This is a genomic window from Pararhizobium capsulatum DSM 1112, from assembly GCF_030814475.1.
In the GTDB taxonomy this organism is placed as follows: Bacteria; Pseudomonadota; Alphaproteobacteria; order Rhizobiales; family Rhizobiaceae; genus Pararhizobium; species Pararhizobium capsulatum.
This window is the reverse complement of record NZ_JAUSVF010000001.1, coordinates 3,363,394-3,378,643: the sequence shown is the minus strand read 5'-3', so window position 1 is coordinate 3,378,643 and position 15,250 is coordinate 3,363,394. Positions and strand designations below refer to the sequence as shown.

The 15,250-nt window shown below is 51.9% G+C and carries 14 protein-coding genes and 1 tRNA gene; 8 read left to right on the top strand and 7 right to left on the bottom strand.

Annotation, left to right across the window (positions count from 1 at the left end):
- Positions 1–2: 2 nt before the first annotated feature.
- On the top strand, positions 3–407 hold the full coding sequence (locus QO002_RS16330) for a ketosteroid isomerase-related protein (RefSeq protein ID WP_307231520.1): 405 nt from the start codon (positions 3–5) through the stop codon (positions 405–407).
- A 176-nt stretch (positions 408–583) separates the two neighbouring features.
- Entirely contained in the window at positions 584–961 is a 378-nt protein-coding gene (locus QO002_RS16325) for a hypothetical protein (RefSeq protein WP_307231517.1), read from the top strand.
- A gap of 187 nt (positions 962–1,148) precedes the next feature.
- Here the strand turns inward: QO002_RS16325 and QO002_RS16320 are convergent, their stop codons facing one another.
- Positions 1,149–1,892 carry an SIMPL domain-containing protein gene (locus tag QO002_RS16320; RefSeq protein ID WP_307231515.1) on the bottom strand — a complete coding sequence of 248 codons (744 nt, stop codon included), beginning with the start codon at positions 1,890–1,892 and terminating at the stop codon, positions 1,149–1,151.
- Between the two features lie 156 nt (positions 1,893–2,048).
- Between QO002_RS16320 and QO002_RS16315 the strand changes: the two genes are divergently transcribed.
- Positions 2,049–2,124: transfer RNA gene (locus QO002_RS16315), tRNA-Ile, on the top strand.
- A gap of 8 nt (positions 2,125–2,132) precedes the next feature.
- On the opposite strand, the gene QO002_RS16310 is transcribed toward QO002_RS16315, so the two are convergent.
- From QO002_RS16310 to QO002_RS16295, 4 genes are all read right to left on the bottom strand, one after another.
- Positions 2,133–3,227 (bottom strand): tyrosine-type recombinase/integrase, encoded by a 1,095-nt coding sequence (locus tag QO002_RS16310; protein WP_307231514.1) that lies wholly within the window; start codon positions 3,225–3,227, stop codon positions 2,133–2,135.
- A gap of 590 nt (positions 3,228–3,817) precedes the next feature.
- Positions 3,818–5,305, bottom strand: coding sequence for a hypothetical protein (locus QO002_RS16305; protein ID WP_307231511.1), 1,488 nt, complete (start codon positions 5,303–5,305; stop codon positions 3,818–3,820).
- Positions 5,306–5,544: 239 nt separating this feature from the next.
- On the bottom strand, positions 5,545–5,832 hold the full coding sequence (locus QO002_RS16300; RefSeq protein WP_307231509.1) for a hypothetical protein: 288 nt from the start codon (positions 5,830–5,832) through the stop codon (positions 5,545–5,547).
- 860 nt (positions 5,833–6,692) lie between these two features.
- Positions 6,693–7,001 carry a hypothetical protein gene (locus tag QO002_RS16295; RefSeq protein WP_307231507.1) on the bottom strand — a complete coding sequence of 103 codons (309 nt, stop codon included), beginning with the start codon at positions 6,999–7,001 and terminating at the stop codon, positions 6,693–6,695.
- 248 nt (positions 7,002–7,249) lie between these two features.
- Between QO002_RS16295 and QO002_RS16290 the strand changes: the two genes are divergently transcribed.
- The 3 genes from QO002_RS16290 (at position 7,250) to QO002_RS16280 (ending at position 10,074) form a co-directional block, all read left to right on the top strand.
- Positions 7,250–8,287, top strand: a complete 1,038-nt coding sequence (locus QO002_RS16290; RefSeq protein WP_307231505.1) for a hypothetical protein — start codon at positions 7,250–7,252, stop codon at positions 8,285–8,287.
- On the top strand, positions 8,287–9,189 hold the full coding sequence (locus QO002_RS16285) for a hypothetical protein (RefSeq protein WP_307231503.1): 903 nt from the start codon (positions 8,287–8,289) through the stop codon (positions 9,187–9,189). Before QO002_RS16290 ends, QO002_RS16285 begins: the two co-directional genes overlap by 1 nt.
- Before the next feature lie 156 nt (positions 9,190–9,345).
- Positions 9,346–10,074 carry a recombinase family protein gene (locus tag QO002_RS16280; protein WP_307231501.1) on the top strand — a complete coding sequence of 243 codons (729 nt, stop codon included), beginning with the start codon at positions 9,346–9,348 and terminating at the stop codon, positions 10,072–10,074.
- A 363-nt stretch (positions 10,075–10,437) separates the two neighbouring features.
- Here QO002_RS16280 and QO002_RS16275 read toward each other — a convergent pair whose 3' ends face one another.
- Positions 10,438–11,226, bottom strand: coding sequence for a hypothetical protein (locus QO002_RS16275; protein ID WP_307231499.1), 789 nt, complete (start codon positions 11,224–11,226; stop codon positions 10,438–10,440).
- Positions 11,227–11,297: 71 nt separating this feature from the next.
- Between QO002_RS16275 and QO002_RS16270 the strand changes: the two genes are divergently transcribed.
- Entirely contained in the window at positions 11,298–12,212 is a 915-nt protein-coding gene (locus QO002_RS16270; protein ID WP_307231497.1) for an amino acid--tRNA ligase-related protein, read from the top strand.
- A 12-nt stretch (positions 12,213–12,224) separates the two neighbouring features.
- Positions 12,225–12,803: a hypothetical protein gene (locus QO002_RS16265; protein WP_307231496.1), complete on the top strand. Its 579-nt coding sequence runs from the start codon at positions 12,225–12,227 to the stop codon at positions 12,801–12,803.
- 329 nt (positions 12,804–13,132) lie between these two features.
- Here QO002_RS16265 and QO002_RS16260 read toward each other — a convergent pair whose 3' ends face one another.
- On the bottom strand, positions 13,133–14,137 hold the full coding sequence (locus tag QO002_RS16260) for a hypothetical protein (protein WP_307231494.1): 1,005 nt from the start codon (positions 14,135–14,137) through the stop codon (positions 13,133–13,135).
- Positions 14,138–15,250: the final 1,113 nt, after the last annotated feature.

Genomic DNA, 15,250 nt, shown 5'->3' with positions numbered 1-15,250 from the left:
CATTGACCGACGCGCAAACCATCGCCAGCCGTTTCATCGAAGCGCTCAACGAGCGTGATTTCCAGACTATCGGCAGCTTCCTTGATGAGGATGTGGCGCTCGATACCATGCTTGGGCAAAGGACAATCGGCGCCGAACCGCTGCGCACGGCGATCATGAGCTATTTCCGCCATTTCGACGAAAATTTCAGCGATATCGTGGTGATGCACGATGCCTTCGGGCAGCGGGTCGCCGTCGATACCACGGCGCGCGGCCGCTACCGCGAACGGGCGCCCGGCCTGCCGGAAGCGAGCGGCCAATCCTATTCCATTCCCAGCGTCTTCGTCTTCGAGATCGACGGCGGGCTCGTCATCCGGCTGACGCATTATCGCAACATCCGCGTTTTCGAACAGGCTCTGGCGCGCTGATCCCTCGCTTTTTGCTTCGCCAAATGGCTGCCGATATGCCTGAACCGCGCATGAATGGGCGGTTCGTCCGGCGTTCAGGTGATCCCCTTTAATCTCCGTTTCATAGCCCGAAGACATGGTTTCCGCGCAGCGGAGCCGCAAAGGGCAGGTCAAACGAAGTCCAAGGGAGAAAGAAGATGAAACAGCTTTTTGCAAAACTGATGGTGGCCGGCCTGATCGGTCTTTCCGCTGTGACTGGGCTTGGTGCGACGGCAGCTTCCGCCGAGACCCTGTCTTTCGGCATTCGCTCTGATGGTATCGTCGATGTCCAGTATGGCGGTTATCCCGACCGCCGCCCCGACTGGGGCCATGATCGTCGTCCGGGCTGGGGGCCAGATCGTCGCGGTCGTTGCGAGCCCTGGCTTGCGACCGACAAGGCTCGCGCCTACGGCCTGCGCCGCGCACAGGTCGTGCATGTAAGCCCGCGCCGCGTCGTCGTGGAAGGCCATCGTCATGGCAACTACCGTAGTATCGTCTTCGCCAATGTTCGCGGCTGCCCGACGCTCGGCCGGTAAACATTGTACACGCAGTCACGGACGACCGCAGGAGGAGGCGCACCCGCAACGTCTCCATCCCGGCTGACGATGATCGACGGTTCAGGACAAAAAGCCTCCCGCAGTGCTGCGGGAGGCTTTTTGTCGAGGCCTTTAAGCCTGCTGCGTCCGCCACCCGGAACGGCCGGGCAGCGGTGCAGGGCGTTTTTTACTGCTTGATCGCAAAGGTGACGTTGACGTTCACACTGTAGGCGTTTTCGCCGGTTGCGAGCGGCACTCCGTCTGCTGCCGATTCCTTTGCCATGGCGCGCATCATCGGCATCGGCTCAGGACGCTGCGAGTTCTCCGAAATCTCGACGATCCGGCCGAGCGAGACGCCGGCGGCTTCTGAAAGCACCTTCGCCTTTTCCACGGCATCGGCAACGGCTGCCTTGCGGGCCTCGATGATGGTGGCTTCCGGCTTGTCATTGGTAAACTGAATGCTGCCGCCCTGGTTGACACCGAGCGTCACGGCCTGATCAATGATGCCACCGAGCTTGGCGAGATCGCGCACCCGGATTGTCAGCGAATTGGCCACCTGATAGCCGATCAGCACCGGCGGCTTGTTTGCGCCATCGCTGTTGTCGGGATACTGGTACTGTGGATTGACGGCAAAACCGGACGTCTGAAGATCGCGAGCGGCGATGCCGCCCGTCTTCAGCGCGTTCAATACGTCGGCCATGGTCTTGTTGTTGGCGTCGAGCGCTTCGCGAGCCGTCTTTGCGTCGCTGAGGACGCTGAAGGACAGAACGGCCATGTCCGGTGTCGCTGCCGACCGGCCTTCGCCGGAAACAGAAATAACGGCTTCGCGCGGCGTGGCTTCATCGGCGCGTGCAGCGGTCGCTGCGGCAAGAGCGATTGCTGCAGCCGTCAATATGCCGAAAGCCGGTCGCGAAAAATTCCTGATCGTCATGAATGGTTCTCTCCAATTGATCTGTCCCTGCGGCCTTCTTGGAGGTGGATTGTGTAGGCATTGCGGCAAAGCCTTGTGGCAGAAGAGAATCTAAGCTAGAGCCAAAATGCACCGCTGAATACCATTGATCCGCGGCTGCCCCGCCTGCCGGGAAAAGGGCCTGTAGCTCAATGGTTAGAGCCGGCGGCTCATAACCGCTTGGTTGGGGGTTCGAGTCCCTCCGGGCCCACCACTCAAATTCTATCCTTTTGTTTTCGTTTGTTTAATTGAATTTTCTCCCGCACCCTGCTCAAGGTGCGGGGCAAGGATAGTCTCGATTTGTTCTGCCACAATGCGCGATGTGTCTTTGCCCAGTCGCGCTCTATCAGCGCTTTTCGTGTACAGCTCAGCCTGTTGAACCGTCACCCAGCCAAATTGCGCCATCAGCTGATGAGTCGTCGCTCCGGCTTCTGCCGCGAGTGTTGCAGAAAATTTTCGGAGGCCGTGCGCACTTTTGGGAATATTGGCGGCACGGCACGCTTCACGGAACCAATTTCCAAAAGATTCCTTCGTTAAAGGTCGACCTTTTCTACCGACAATAAACGCGAAATCACCTGTTTCTGTTTTCTCGATCATTTCCAAAACTCTCGCGGAGAATTCCAGTGTGACCGGCGTTCGCGTTTTTGCTGTCCTGATTGAGAAGACGTCATCTTTCAGGTGCTGACGCCCTGCCAAAACCATGTCTGATCTGCGCAGGCCCGATGCTATGAGTAGTTCGAAGGCCAATCGTTCGCGGGTGCCTACAGGCCAATGTCGCATATATGCGTGGACTTCATCGATGGTCCAAATTGGAAAGCCGTCAGAATCTTTCACCTTCAGGCGTTTCACGCCGACCGTAGGGTCAGTTTCAACATAGTCCTGAATGAGCGCCCATTTGAACAGCGCCGACATAGCCTTCAAGAAGTTGTTTGCGGATGACGGTGTATTTCGCCGCCGTTCCAGGGCTTGCCTGATGTCTTTGTCTCTTACTATTCGGCAATCGACGTCGCCGCTGGCTTCGATGACCTGGCTGTAGAAATTCCCCCGCTGCTTCCGGGTGGCAACGCTAAGGGAAGCCCAGGCGGAGCTTTCCATGTATCTGCGGACCAACCAGCGTAGTGAACGGGCATATTCCTGGTAATGAGGCTGCACAAGATGTTTACCGGTCAACGCAGCTTGATAAGCTACCTTGAACTCTTTCGAACCCGGAGAACCAGGCAAACGGATTCGCTCTCCTTTTCCAATTCTGAAATAGAAGACGATTTTGCCGTGCCGCGATTTTTCTTTAGTGACATAGAGGGGGAGCGTGCGAGGCATCAGAGTACCACCCCGCGACTACTGGAGGAAGCCGACTTCATTGTCCATGAAAGCGGAGCCGCTGGGCTTACACGAATGATCCGGTCAACGCATTCAATTTCAATTGTCACATTTTCAGTCCTGGCTACGTCTGCGGCACGAGCGATTTCGGCCTTGGTAATCACCTTTGAGTTCTTCATTTTTGGATCGGGCGCTTCTGGGCTGCGCTGTTGTCGATGACAAAATGCTGCTGCATAAAATTGTGTGTGGCAACAAAAAAAGAAGGAAAAATGAAAATAGATTCAATCCCCTAACTTTCAAACGGAGTTTCCTATCGAACTTCACTAAGACCTAGTGACGTGATGTAGTGGACTTCGTTTGAAAGTTAGGGGATATCACGACACGGTTCAGGGCTCGGCCCAGCGCGGACTTGATAGCCGCCATTGATCGACAGGTTCGGATGCGGCACGACATGAAGAAGCGAATACAGCTGTAGATGCAGACCGGCGTTTTGTCTCCAGGCCCTCGCCATTCAAATAGCCCCGACGAAAAAGCATCTCGACGCTGGATATTTGGCTACTCGCGTACCGCCCCAAAGGTCGATTTGGTGGTCACCGCTTATAGCCGAACCCATCATCATCGAGGTTTCTGGCCACTTTCGCCTCGGTTCGCTTTTCTTCATCGACCTGGGCGGTCGCCCGGGCGAGAACGAAATTGAGACCACAGAATGCGAGTGCTGGATGAAGGCGAATGATTTCATTCGCAGCATCAACCTGCGCAAGAGTTGGGCCAGCAGCCTTCTTTCGCTGAGCTATGTATCGAACAAGATCGGCATGCCGCTGTTTGTCGTGAACTTCTTGCTGAAGCAGCTTCGATTTCACTGCCTCCAGGCAGTGCTTGCAAGCCTCCAGTTCGTCAGAGGCTTGCTGAGTCACTAACGCCAGGTGCCGATGCTGACGCTCGAAAACAAAAGCAATTCCTAATAGGTAATGCCACCATCTCGGCCGTTTGGCCTTGCGGAGTCGCTCCTCGGCACAGAAGAGTTGATCCCATTTCTTGGCTGAGCTTTCTTCCAGGTCTGCGGCTTCGACCCGCAGGCGCTGGGTCTTTTCAGAATAATCAAGGACAGGAATATGCCTACTGAGATCGGCACGCGCTTGCTCCTCAATCTCCCAGAGAGACGCAATAATACGTTCTTCCTGGGGCATAGAGAGCATGTTCGCCTTGCCGAGAAGCAAAGAGAGCTGATCACTGTATCCATCAAGTTTTGCTAACCAACTTAAGGCGTCCCGGTTGCCTTTTTGGGGTAATCCAGTTTCTGATTGATGCTCTCGATCTCGCTCGACACCTTTTCGAGAGCTTCCAGGATTTTGAACTGTATCTCGATAAGGACTTGGGGGCCGGGCGTTTGTTGGTCGCTTTGTGGCTCCAGCAGGCTGCGGATGACTCGCGCTTCGGTCAAAATTGCTTGTTGGATTGTCTGTCTTTCTACTGGCTGGCTCATCACCGGCTGCTCCCATGACTTTTGTGATTTCTGATTTTCTGCTTCCGGCTAGGCGCGCAAGAGAGCCGATGAACTCGCCGCCTCCGTCGGTTACGATCCATGTGTCTGGTTTGTCGCCAGGCATGACGAGCAAAGATGAACTGGACAGAATAGATTCCAGTTCAGCTCTTGTGGTCGCTATCGACATAGCGTGCTTCACCGCCTGCCTGACAACGGGGAGATCGGTTCCGGCTCTTTTCCTTGCCTGATGCTCGGCATGCGTAAAAGCTTCTCCCGATGGAGGCAACGCTCCGCCAAGTTGAGCCTCGACGCTTGACGCGGCATCGACAGCACCGCGTTTTCGCAGTCCACCGATCACCGATTTTGTATGATTTCCCTGCACAAACTTGTGCCCAAATTTGTATTCGGACCACCGAGCGACCAGTTCGTGAATAACGCGATCAAAAGAGCATCTAAGCACCTTACCTGAAGCAGGATCAATTTCACCGACCAGTACATGCCAATGGGTGGAATGTGCGTCTGAGGTCACACGCGACTTCCTGTGCTCGATGATCACCGCTCGCCCTGGGTCGAAGTCGAATTCTCCGGCAATCATGGAAACGACCTCCCGCATCTGCGCCCTTGTTGTGGCTTCGTGCGGGGCCACGACCCAGTGCCGGATCGAATATGTTGAGCGCTTCGCCAACGCGTCAATACGCATGTCGGTGATATCCGCTGGCGTCCCGCTGACGAACTCAACGGCATCGTTGTCGTTGCCGTTCCGGAGGTGGCTTATCAGCCTGTTCACGTTCGACTTCGTCAGAAAACGGAGAGCTTTGATTATCATGTCGCAAATCATGCTAGAGCCCTGATGGCATCTTTACGCACCTGCGCCGCGATATCCCTGAGCTTCGGGATATCGATGGGCTTCCCAGCGAAGGCTTCAAGCATGAGGTTCGTTGAACGGCGCAGTTTAGCGATATTTTCGCGCCGCTGTTGACCGGCAACCTGTCCTCGTGTGGTTTCGTTAATGGCAGAACGGACGATCTCGGAGACGGATTTCCCGGCTTCATCCGCAAAACGCTCCAGGCGCACTTTGTCAGCATTTGAAATTCGAATTTTTACAATTGCGCTCTTGGTCAATGTTAACTTCTTTTGGGGGTCCACGGGGGCAGCGCCCCCTGGCCTGCTGGCTTCGTGTTCACGAAGGCATGGCTGGCAGCCGCAGGCCCCTGGTAAGTTTGTGCCTACACCAAGGATTGTCCGGAAATTCATCGGCTACAATAGCCGACGTGATCAGCTTCAAACAAAGTAGCGATGTTAATTTGTACGAAAGGCGGGTATGGGCATGCCACCGCTGCCGGTGGTCAAGTCTCACAGGAATCAGTAATGCAAAACACATCCCACGCTGTGATGGCACAACGGTATGAAGCCGCTGACAGTCCAGACGACTTTCCAACCCCTCCATGGGCCACCAGGGCGCTCATTGAGCACGTTGTCGGCGTTGAGGGTGTCAAAGCCATGTCCTGTTTGGAACCGGCATGTGGCAGGGGTTACATGAGCCGTCCGTTGGCAGAGTATTTTTCATCGGTGGATTCTGCCGACGCGTACCATTATGGCTTCGGCCCGATCCGAGACTTTTTGACCTCGCCCTGTCGGCGCAGTAGCTATGACTGGGTCATCACAAACCCGCCGTTTCGTTTGGCAGAGGAATTCGTTCACCAGGCATTGGATGTAGCGAGGGTCGGAGTAGCGATTCTAGCAAGGACGGTCTTTCTCGAAAGTATTGGGAGATATGAAACGATCTTTCGGCATAAGCCGCCATCTGTTTTCGCCCAATTTTCGGAGCGCGTTCCAATGGTAAAGGGCCGCGTAGATCAAAAAGCTTCCACTGCAACCGGATACGCATGGTTCGTCTGGAGCAAAGCCGAAGACCGGACTGGTCCTCGGCTTGCCTGGATACCGCCTTGTCGAAAACTGCTGGAGCGCCCTAGAGACTATCTCTAAGCTTCATTTTTGGCGAAGTCGGCGAGTCCATCTTTAAGCAACTGCATCGCTGTCGCGACGTCATTCTTCTCCAAGGCTTCCACAGCTTTTGTTACCTTGCCCCGAAGACGACGCCCCTTTGGACCAGGCGCACCCTTAGGAGGAAGCTCGTTCGCTGGCGCGGCGGAGACGCTTCCAAATTGTCCTTGCTCAACTTCCGCGATCCGTGCCTGGTTCTCGCCGAACCAAGCGGCGATGTCGTGCTTCTTGTCGCCTCTCATCGACATTCCCAAAACCAGCGATGCATCCCGATTTGTCAGTGTCATTCAACCCCTCCATCTGTGGTTGAAGGAGATTATCGCCAAGCCAAATAATCTCAAGCGCCATCCTTAAATAAGTGCGTAAGTCTGGCACCAGTGGTCGGGAGAAGGACAAACATCCTATGCGGAGTAGAAATCGTAACTTGGCACTTCAAGTTTCGGCCTCATTCCACCACATTTCGGGGAGGGCGTTAGAGACGATTAACAACCGATGGTGTAGCTAAACGGAGGCATTGTAAATTCCGGGGCGAATCATGGACCTTTTTGACGTCAGGCGAGACGAAGTAATCAAGAGCGCGGTGATTAGCGGGCGCACTACATATGAGGATGCGCTTGAGCGGTTCTACCCCCTTATTGATAGATTCGAGGAGCAGCGCAAACTTCAACGCCCGCGTTTTTACGACAGGTTGAAAAAAGACATTCTTGCGGGTTGCATAATGCCTTCCATAACGCTCGCCTTTGTCAATGAGGCGATGTCTGCGGAGGTCGATATCGACGCTATATCTGATTTCATTCGAGACAATATCAGTGAAGGATATGTACTCGATGGAATGCAGCGGCTGAACACGCTAGAGGCTGCAAGCCAAGAGGATGGCTTTGATCCGGCCCGGCCTATTTTCGTGAATGTCATAATCGCACAAAAGTATGATCTCCTCCTGTATCGCATGATCACCCTTAACAACGGTCAAAAGCCGATGACTGTTCGCCACCAGGTGGAGATGCTGACTGGCAATCTCATAGGCAAGATGGTGGGTGATGGTGCATTGCAAAACATCACTATCCTGAAAGAAAAGGAAACTGAGCAGAACTCGCCTAAAGGTAGTTTTCGCATGGTGGACGTAGCGTCTGCCTACTTGGCTTTCCTTACCGGGGGGCCGAACAATCAGAATTCACGCTTCATTGAAGAAAAACTCGATGAAATCCTTGTCGGAAAAGTGATGGAATCAGGCCTTACATCCGAGCAGACAAGCTTTACGGATGTCCTGACACAGGTTGACCGAGTGTCGGCAAACAATATTGCGAAGGATTGGCTACGGAATGAAAATAATCTGATTGGCTTCACTCTGGGTGCTAAGAAGTCAAATCCCGAACTGAGCCAACTCACCGCCGATCATTTCGCCTCATGTATAGTTGCTTTCGAAGCGGCATTTCAAGCCATCAACCCGTCGAAGGTAAATGTCGGTAAATACAGGAGAGAGTTATCTTTGCATTTCATCGAAAATATCGATGACTTGAAGGACGCGCGCGAGGAACAACTGACAGAAGTATTTTTCGAACTGACGGCTAACTAATGTCCGTCATAAAATTAAGAATGGTCGAAAAATTCGAAGTCCCAGTGGGTTCCTGCAGCCCTTCGTTGCTTCTCGCGAGTGAGCCGCCGGAGATCATAAAAATATTGCGCCTTTTGTCTGGGACAGCGCACCTTCGCGATGACGGAACGGATGAAGTCCTCTACGAGGCAAATCAAAACTTTATAAATCCTGGCGATGACATTGCTTTAGATGAGATTGACCGGATTCTAGACTATATTTTTGAAGAACGCCCAGACGAAGATGAGATTGCCTCACTTTTTCGCAGAGCTAGAATTCTCAATAAAGGCTTTTATATTGAGATTCTTGCGGAGCTTGGATTTCTACTTAAGTCTCTCGGAGAGCAAAAATTCACTGAGAGCTTCCTTTACACATATAGAATACTTGAAAGAATTTCGGCCGCATGTCCTCTCATCTACGTCTCTAATGACAAGGACTTCAGGCACGCACATAGCTTTCTTTCAAGTATTTATGATGAGAAAAAAGCTCCAGGTGAGCTTGGCATGTTACAAAAATTTCTACAGCACTACACTGGGTTGAATGAGGGCTTCGCGAGAGCGACTTTAGATTTTTCTTTGGCAGAGCTGGGAGACGATCTTGCAACGGCACTCATTGATGAATTCAAGACAATAATCCTACCGGAGATAAAAACCTTGGTGATCGACGAGGAGAACGGAATTTTTTCGGTTCCATTCAAGGATGTCGGCTCATTCGTTGTTACTGTACGGAACCGAACGTTCCACAATCTGGGGGCACGCGCAAACTTCAATCTGTCTCGAATCGGTGGGTCAGAGCCATTATTTGCACTTTTGGTTCCAATCTTACTTTATTGGTTTTCCTATGTGTTTGTTGATTTCGCAAAATGGCAGATTTCCAAAGCCTGATCTTTTCTAGCTTGCTACCCACCAATAGAACCCCAGCGATTTTGTCGCTATGCACCAGGCCTGTTCTGTCCATAAGGCTAATACGCCGCGCATTGTTGATTTAAGGGCTGTAACATGGCTAAATGAGCATATAGAAATGTTACAGAAATCACTTTCATGAAGTCAGCCATCGCATACGTCCGCGTTTCTACCCAGGCCCAAGGCAAAAGTGGACTGGGTCTTGAAGCCCAGCGTGCCAACATTGAGCGGTTTGCAGAAGCGGAAGGTCTTGTCGTCACAGACTGGTTCCAGGAAGTGGAGACGGGCAAGGGGTTTGATGCACTTGACCGTCGTCCAGTCCTCTCCGAAGCCCTTCGGATCGCCCGGAAGACAAAGGTCCCTGTTATTGTAGCCAAGCTCGACAGGCTTTCACGCGACGTAGCTTTTATCGCCGGGCTCATGGCGCAACGCGTTCCGTTCATCGTGACCGAACTAGGTGCAGACGCCGATCCCTTTATGCTGCATCTCTATGCTGCGCTGGCTGAAAAGGAACGAGCGCTCATCTCAAAGCGTACCCGGGAAGCGCTCCAGGCAAAAAAGAAAGCCGGTGCTGCTCTCGGCAATCGAACTAATCTTACGCAAGCCCAGTTGTTTGGCGCGGCGCGGAACGCAATGATTGCCGACGCATTCGCCGCCAATATCCTGCCGGTGGTAAAGCAGTTGCAGGATCAGGGCGTGGTAACGTTCCGCGCCTTGGCCGAAGTTCTCAACCAGCGCGGCATAAAAACTGCTCGTGGTGGGGGATGGGCTGCTATGACAGTAAAGCGTGCCTTAGATCGCCCAAACGCTGTCGTTTATGCGGAAAACGCTGCCGATACGGCCCCGCGCACCACCGTAGATTCCTAGAACGTCTTCTATCCTCTGTAGAAAGAACGCAAGGTCCTATGCAGCCGCATGAGTGCGTTCCTTGTCTGCCATTTTGATCGCCAAAACGAGCACCTCTTCACCAGCTACTGCCATGCGAGGCAGATTATCTAAGTGTGGAGAAGTGACTATGGCCGCCCGCGTACGAGCCTCAAAGGCTCTCCCCATTGCGAGTGTGTAGCCCGGTCCAGGTGCAGGACCAGAAAATGAGCAGAGCTAACTTATGAACGCAGACAAGCAGGTCAGAAGGTTTACTGGCAATCGCCGAATGACACGATAACTTACTTAAGCTTTTCGAAAGAGCTGGCCGAAATATGATTGGGGAAAAACATGACGAACAGTGAATTACCAATGCTCGCGCGACAAAGATAATCCAGCGGCAATCAAAGTTAAAACTTGCCGAGGGTCTTTCGGTGGAAATCTTTCTGCAACGAAAAATTCCTCGAAGACTTGAGCATGCTCTGGTCGGTAAGCTGCACATATCGTAGCACAGGTTTCAAGATCGCTCACTAAATAGCCTGTATTTTTGTACATTTGCATCACTGACAATCTAAGGAAAAGGCGGGCATACCATCGTGCCAAAAAATCAGGGCCTCTCGGTTCCCCAGCGTAGCTGAAAGGTACTCCTTTTAATATATACTCCTTTATTTTATTCGACTCCAGCCAATATTCACTGTAAATTGTTCTGTGTAGATATGTTGTGCTTGTTATTCTAGGTATCGTCGCCATAATGTCCGGACCAACCGCCAAAATACGCTGCAAACTTAAGTTATAGAATAACTGTAAGTTCTTCGAGAGTGCGACACCGTGTGGGGCGCACACGATTTGAAGGTCGATCAACGAAAATCGACTGTAACTTTCGCCGATTCGACGAACAATCACATCTGCTTCTGCTTTGTCGTAGCTTGTAGAGTTGCAAAAACCGACCAAATCTAAGTCGGAATACATTGGGACATCTGAACCTATGGCGACAGAGCCACGGACATAAAGTGTCTGGACATCAATTCCAAGCTGGAGGAATAGATGTTCTTTACACCGGATGCAAATTTCCAGAACTTCTTCGTCGATGCGGCCTCCATCTGCCAGGTTCGGTATAATGTCGCCGATGGCGACGCGGATAAGTTTTTTTAGCATTCTTAGATTCCCTCTAGTTGCATTTTTATACAAAAAGTAATTTGATGCAATAATTGGTGGAGGGATAGGAAATGAGCCTTATTGATAGAGGTAATTTGATCAAGCTTTATTCTTCGGGGCTCGCGGCTACTAGATCGTGGATGGACCACTTCGGGGCAATAGAAGTACACCCCCCAACACTGGAAAGGTCTGGAGAAAATGACGGTGATAGAGCTTCCATAAATGCGGAATTGTCCGGAACTAAACTTAAGCTTTCTCAAGGTAACTTGGATTGTCTAATAGCCTCGTCCGCTTTGGTCGGAAAAGTATATAGTACAATGCGCGTTTTTAGGCCGGAAGAGGGACGAAATAGGCTTCTTGAATTTACTTACGTATCCCTTGTATTTCCGGGGGATGAACATCGAGCGAAGAAGCTTTTTCAGGACTTGATTTCCTTCGTATGGCGAAATTGGGAGGCTTCTGCTGGTATAGGTAAAGTTCTCGATTTTGCACATTTCGATTTTGCGACAGCGTGCGAAGCAAGCGAAATTCCCGCTGATCGTGATCTCAGTAGTGCTGACCAGCTACGCCTGGTTGAAGCGAACGGAAACAGGGCTGTGATCCTGACCAATAAGCCCAAGTCAACAGAGCCGTTTCGCTACGAGTTTGTCAGTGACGAGACCTCATCGTCGCTCTTCGAAGTGATCCTTCCTTTCTCGGGAGAAGTAGGGACCGGGAGTAGATTGGAACTCGATCAAGAACGCTTAATCAGCTCTTATAAGTCATCGGCATTCGCATCTGACCCTGGTGTTGAAGAAATTATCCGCAACCTGGATTTTAGCTTGAAGAAAATTTCTTCTCCCTCTGCATTGATCGGTTTTAGCTACGAGCGTCTTTTGCAGAGTTTCCTTGGCCTAGAAAACATTGTTGATGCCGTGCCCTATCCGCTTAATTTGCAGAGCAGTAAAATTGGCGGTCTGTACCCTTTTTCGAAATCAATGCCGTAGGGGGATTCATTAATGCGAAATCTAATCGAAACTTCTGAGTTGCAATCAGCGGAGGGATGGACGAGCACAATTGTAAATGGGGTGCTAATCACCACGATCACATTTGCAGCTGATCTAGTTGGAGTGGTCCAGTTTCCTTGGGCGGTGTTTGGGGTGTCAGGATTCTACGTCGGTGCGCCGATAATTACACTTGCAGCGCTTGCGGGCGGCCGTGCAGCATTTCCGGCGATTTATGTTGGATTACTCGCCGCAGCCGCAGTTACCGGGCGATTTTCCGCCTTTGCCTTGGTACTGAATTTTTGCAATCTTTTTGGCGTCTTGTTCCCATATCTAATTTATCGGGTTTATCGTAGCGACTGGCGGCTCCGTGGCCCTGTCGATGTGGCGCGGTATATCTGGTGGGCAGGCATAATCCAGTCCACGGCTTCAGCTATGTGGTTTTTTGGTGGGCTTTGGCTTGTTGGGGCTATGGATGGTGGCACGATCAAGATGGCTGCTATCGGTTGGATTTCTGGCGGAGTCGCGGCCCAGTTCATAGTCGGGGTGCCTTTAATACTGGCCGCTTCGAAGCTGCTAAGGCGGCGAAATTGACTGCTAAGGCGGGAAAGAGATTTTCGATTTTAAGGTCAAAATCTACCCGAATTGAGCCGAAACAGAAATATCTGGCTGTCGTTTAAAGTGCGCGCCTACGTCTCGCGCAAATCTGCGAGGCGTAGGTAAGTCTTCTCAGCGGCTTCAACATACCAGGACCTCTGTTTCGATGAAATGGCAGAAAACGCACCCTGCGATACCAGTTCGCGCTTGGCTAACAACTGGTTCGGTCAAATGCCAAGCGGCCGCGCAACGATGCTTGGTCGCAATAACTGTAAAGCCGTTTTGGATGGTTTGACCGCTATCAGACATTGGGCCGTGCCCGTCTATCAAGAGCAGACGCCTTCATTGCCGTATATTTCGAGAACGTCCCTGATTTTAGGCGGATAAAAGGTAAGGCCATTGGCTACCGCATGGCCACGTTCTCGATCTAATGCAATCCTGATCGCTTCGCCGTTTCGCTCCTTACGGGTGAGATGCCATTTATAATGAAGCGCCAAATTTGCAACCTGCGCTGCACTCGGCCGATGCTCGAATGTCTTTGTAGGAATTTTGTCCTGGGTCTGGACGGCATTGATCGAGGACTTTTCTGCCGCCAAAGTTAGAGCCAGCGAACAGATTTCCTGCCATGCTGCTGCACCACGATCTTCGAGAAGGCTCAAGATGACATTTGTTTTGCGTCTGTTTACGAGCACTTTCCAGGTAGGTGCAGGTAGCTGACCTACTATATGTTCGTGCGCTACTTCTGCAGTATCGTCGTCCTGATTGATGTTCAGACGAACCGCTATCGACCGGGTCAATACGCATGACCGTGTTCCGGGCATGACATCCGCGTATTCTTTCCAAAGGGATTTCATGATTTTACATCCAGACGCTTTCTGGAGAATATCGAATGGATAAAGATGTTTATCTCTGAGTTTTCCAGGTTTACGCAGCCCCCACACATCCTGCGCCAACCGTGTGACTCCCTTTCTCAAATAGGTAAAAAATCGTCTCGGGTCGCGTACCATTGAAACTTCCTGGCTTTGGATGTTGGCGGTAAAGCCCGCGCTTGCCAGATACTTGAGGTATCGCCGAACAAACCACCAACCCAATTCTTCGGAGTTCCCTGTCTCCCCAGTTAAAAAGGCATGGTGAATGTGGAAATGCCAACCGTGTCTTAGTGAATATATCACCTCTGGAGCGGATAAGACCCCGATGACGTCGTGCCGAAGCTTCTGCCGTTCCCATGGAGCCCCCTGTCGTGCCTTTCGTGACGCTGTTTCGATTGCCTGCTTGATGTCCTGCAAATGGGAGGCTCTATCGTGACCAACAGTAATTGTGATCGATGCCATTTTCCCGTTTTCTGTAACTAGAGCATTCGCCAGGTCTTGAAGCCGCTCCAGACGTTGGTTTGCCTTCAACGGTGCACAATCTGCGCAAAGCCATGGCGATCCGCATCGAAGTGTTCCATTGGTTCCGGCGGTCCCATCACTCTTCAGGAACAGAGCGACGACTTTGGTGCCTTTGCCCGAGTGTCCACATGCGCAGACTGCTCGTCCGCGACCGTTTTCGGATTGAAGGATATATGCTGCCGTATCACGTAAGGCTGTCCGTTCTCGCCGTGATAGCTTTTTATGATTCCAATAATTCTCAGGGAACTTTGTCGGTAGGGTCAACGGACCGCCTCCTTTGTGAACACGACCCTACGAGCCTGTGCAGCGGTTGCCTGCGCAGAGAAGCTCGTTTCAAAGGCGGTCAGGAAGTATCTGTGCAACACCGGCAACGTGTTGACGTTGACCGTTTTTGCAGGAATTAATATGTACATTTACACTCATCCTTGAAGATGAGCGGTGCGGGGTGCGGTTCAGTTTACAAAATGAATTCAAAGCCCGTTTTTTGAAGGTGCGGGCCTGTTAAGTATCTGAATTTATTGTATTATGCTGCCGCCTCCGGGCCCACCACTTTTTCCAGGATTTTGTGTCGGACACGCCCGTTTTGCCGGTGCTCCTGGGCGACAGGGCCAATTCTTTCATTGTACCTCTGTCGACCGTGAATATAACATAAAATCTTGATAATTCAACCGGTTGCCGGCCCTGATTTTGGGATCGGGCGTGGGCTGCTCTCGCGATAATGTGCAGAATCGGCTTGGGACCGAAAGGTCGATGGGTCGAGTCGTCGACCGGCCGCGCTCGATTTGTTGAAGAGGCAAGCCTCTGCGCGAAATGCCAGTGATTTTGGGCGACGAATTGGTCGACAAACCAGTCAGTTTTGATGTTCCGAAGGTCTTTTGCTGGATTTCCCGATTCGCCCCCGGGATCGAGGTTGCCCGCGAGGGGGCAGTTAGCGGATCTATCGTAGAATGACACAGTTGCCGGGATTTTTGAATACCGCTCGTACACGACGCCTTTGTTGCGTCACGGTCGTCAGCGACCACCCTACGCTGCACGGAGACCGACGACGGCTGC

What these genes read in the sequence shown, in the direction of transcription:
- QO002_RS16295 (WP_307231507.1), bottom strand. Translation starts at nt 7,001, where the DNA reads ATGACACTGACAAATCGGGATGCATCGCTGGTTTTGGGAATGTCGATG.
- QO002_RS16260 (WP_307231494.1), bottom strand. Translation starts at nt 14,137, where the DNA reads ATGGCATCGATCACAATTACTGTTGGTCACGATAGAGCCTCCCATTTG.
- QO002_RS16270 (WP_307231497.1), top strand. Translation starts at nt 11,298, where the DNA reads ATGAGCCTTATTGATAGAGGTAATTTGATCAAGCTTTATTCTTCGGGG.
- QO002_RS16325 (WP_307231517.1), top strand. Translation starts at nt 584, where the DNA reads ATGAAACAGCTTTTTGCAAAACTGATGGTGGCCGGCCTGATCGGTCTT.
- QO002_RS16290 (WP_307231505.1), top strand. Translation starts at nt 7,250, where the DNA reads ATGGACCTTTTTGACGTCAGGCGAGACGAAGTAATCAAGAGCGCGGTG.
- QO002_RS16305 (WP_307231511.1), bottom strand. Translation starts at nt 5,305, where the DNA reads ATGATTGCCGGAGAATTCGACTTCGACCCAGGGCGAGCGGTGATCATC.
- QO002_RS16320 (WP_307231515.1), bottom strand. Translation starts at nt 1,892, where the DNA reads ATGACGATCAGGAATTTTTCGCGACCGGCTTTCGGCATATTGACGGCT.
- QO002_RS16280 (WP_307231501.1), top strand. Translation starts at nt 9,346, where the DNA reads ATGAAGTCAGCCATCGCATACGTCCGCGTTTCTACCCAGGCCCAAGGC.
- QO002_RS16285 (WP_307231503.1), top strand. Translation starts at nt 8,287, where the DNA reads ATGTCCGTCATAAAATTAAGAATGGTCGAAAAATTCGAAGTCCCAGTG.
- QO002_RS16275 (WP_307231499.1), bottom strand. Translation starts at nt 11,226, where the DNA reads ATGCTAAAAAAACTTATCCGCGTCGCCATCGGCGACATTATACCGAAC.
- QO002_RS16265 (WP_307231496.1), top strand. Translation starts at nt 12,225, where the DNA reads ATGCGAAATCTAATCGAAACTTCTGAGTTGCAATCAGCGGAGGGATGG.
- QO002_RS16310 (WP_307231514.1), bottom strand. Translation starts at nt 3,227, where the DNA reads ATGCCTCGCACGCTCCCCCTCTATGTCACTAAAGAAAAATCGCGGCAC.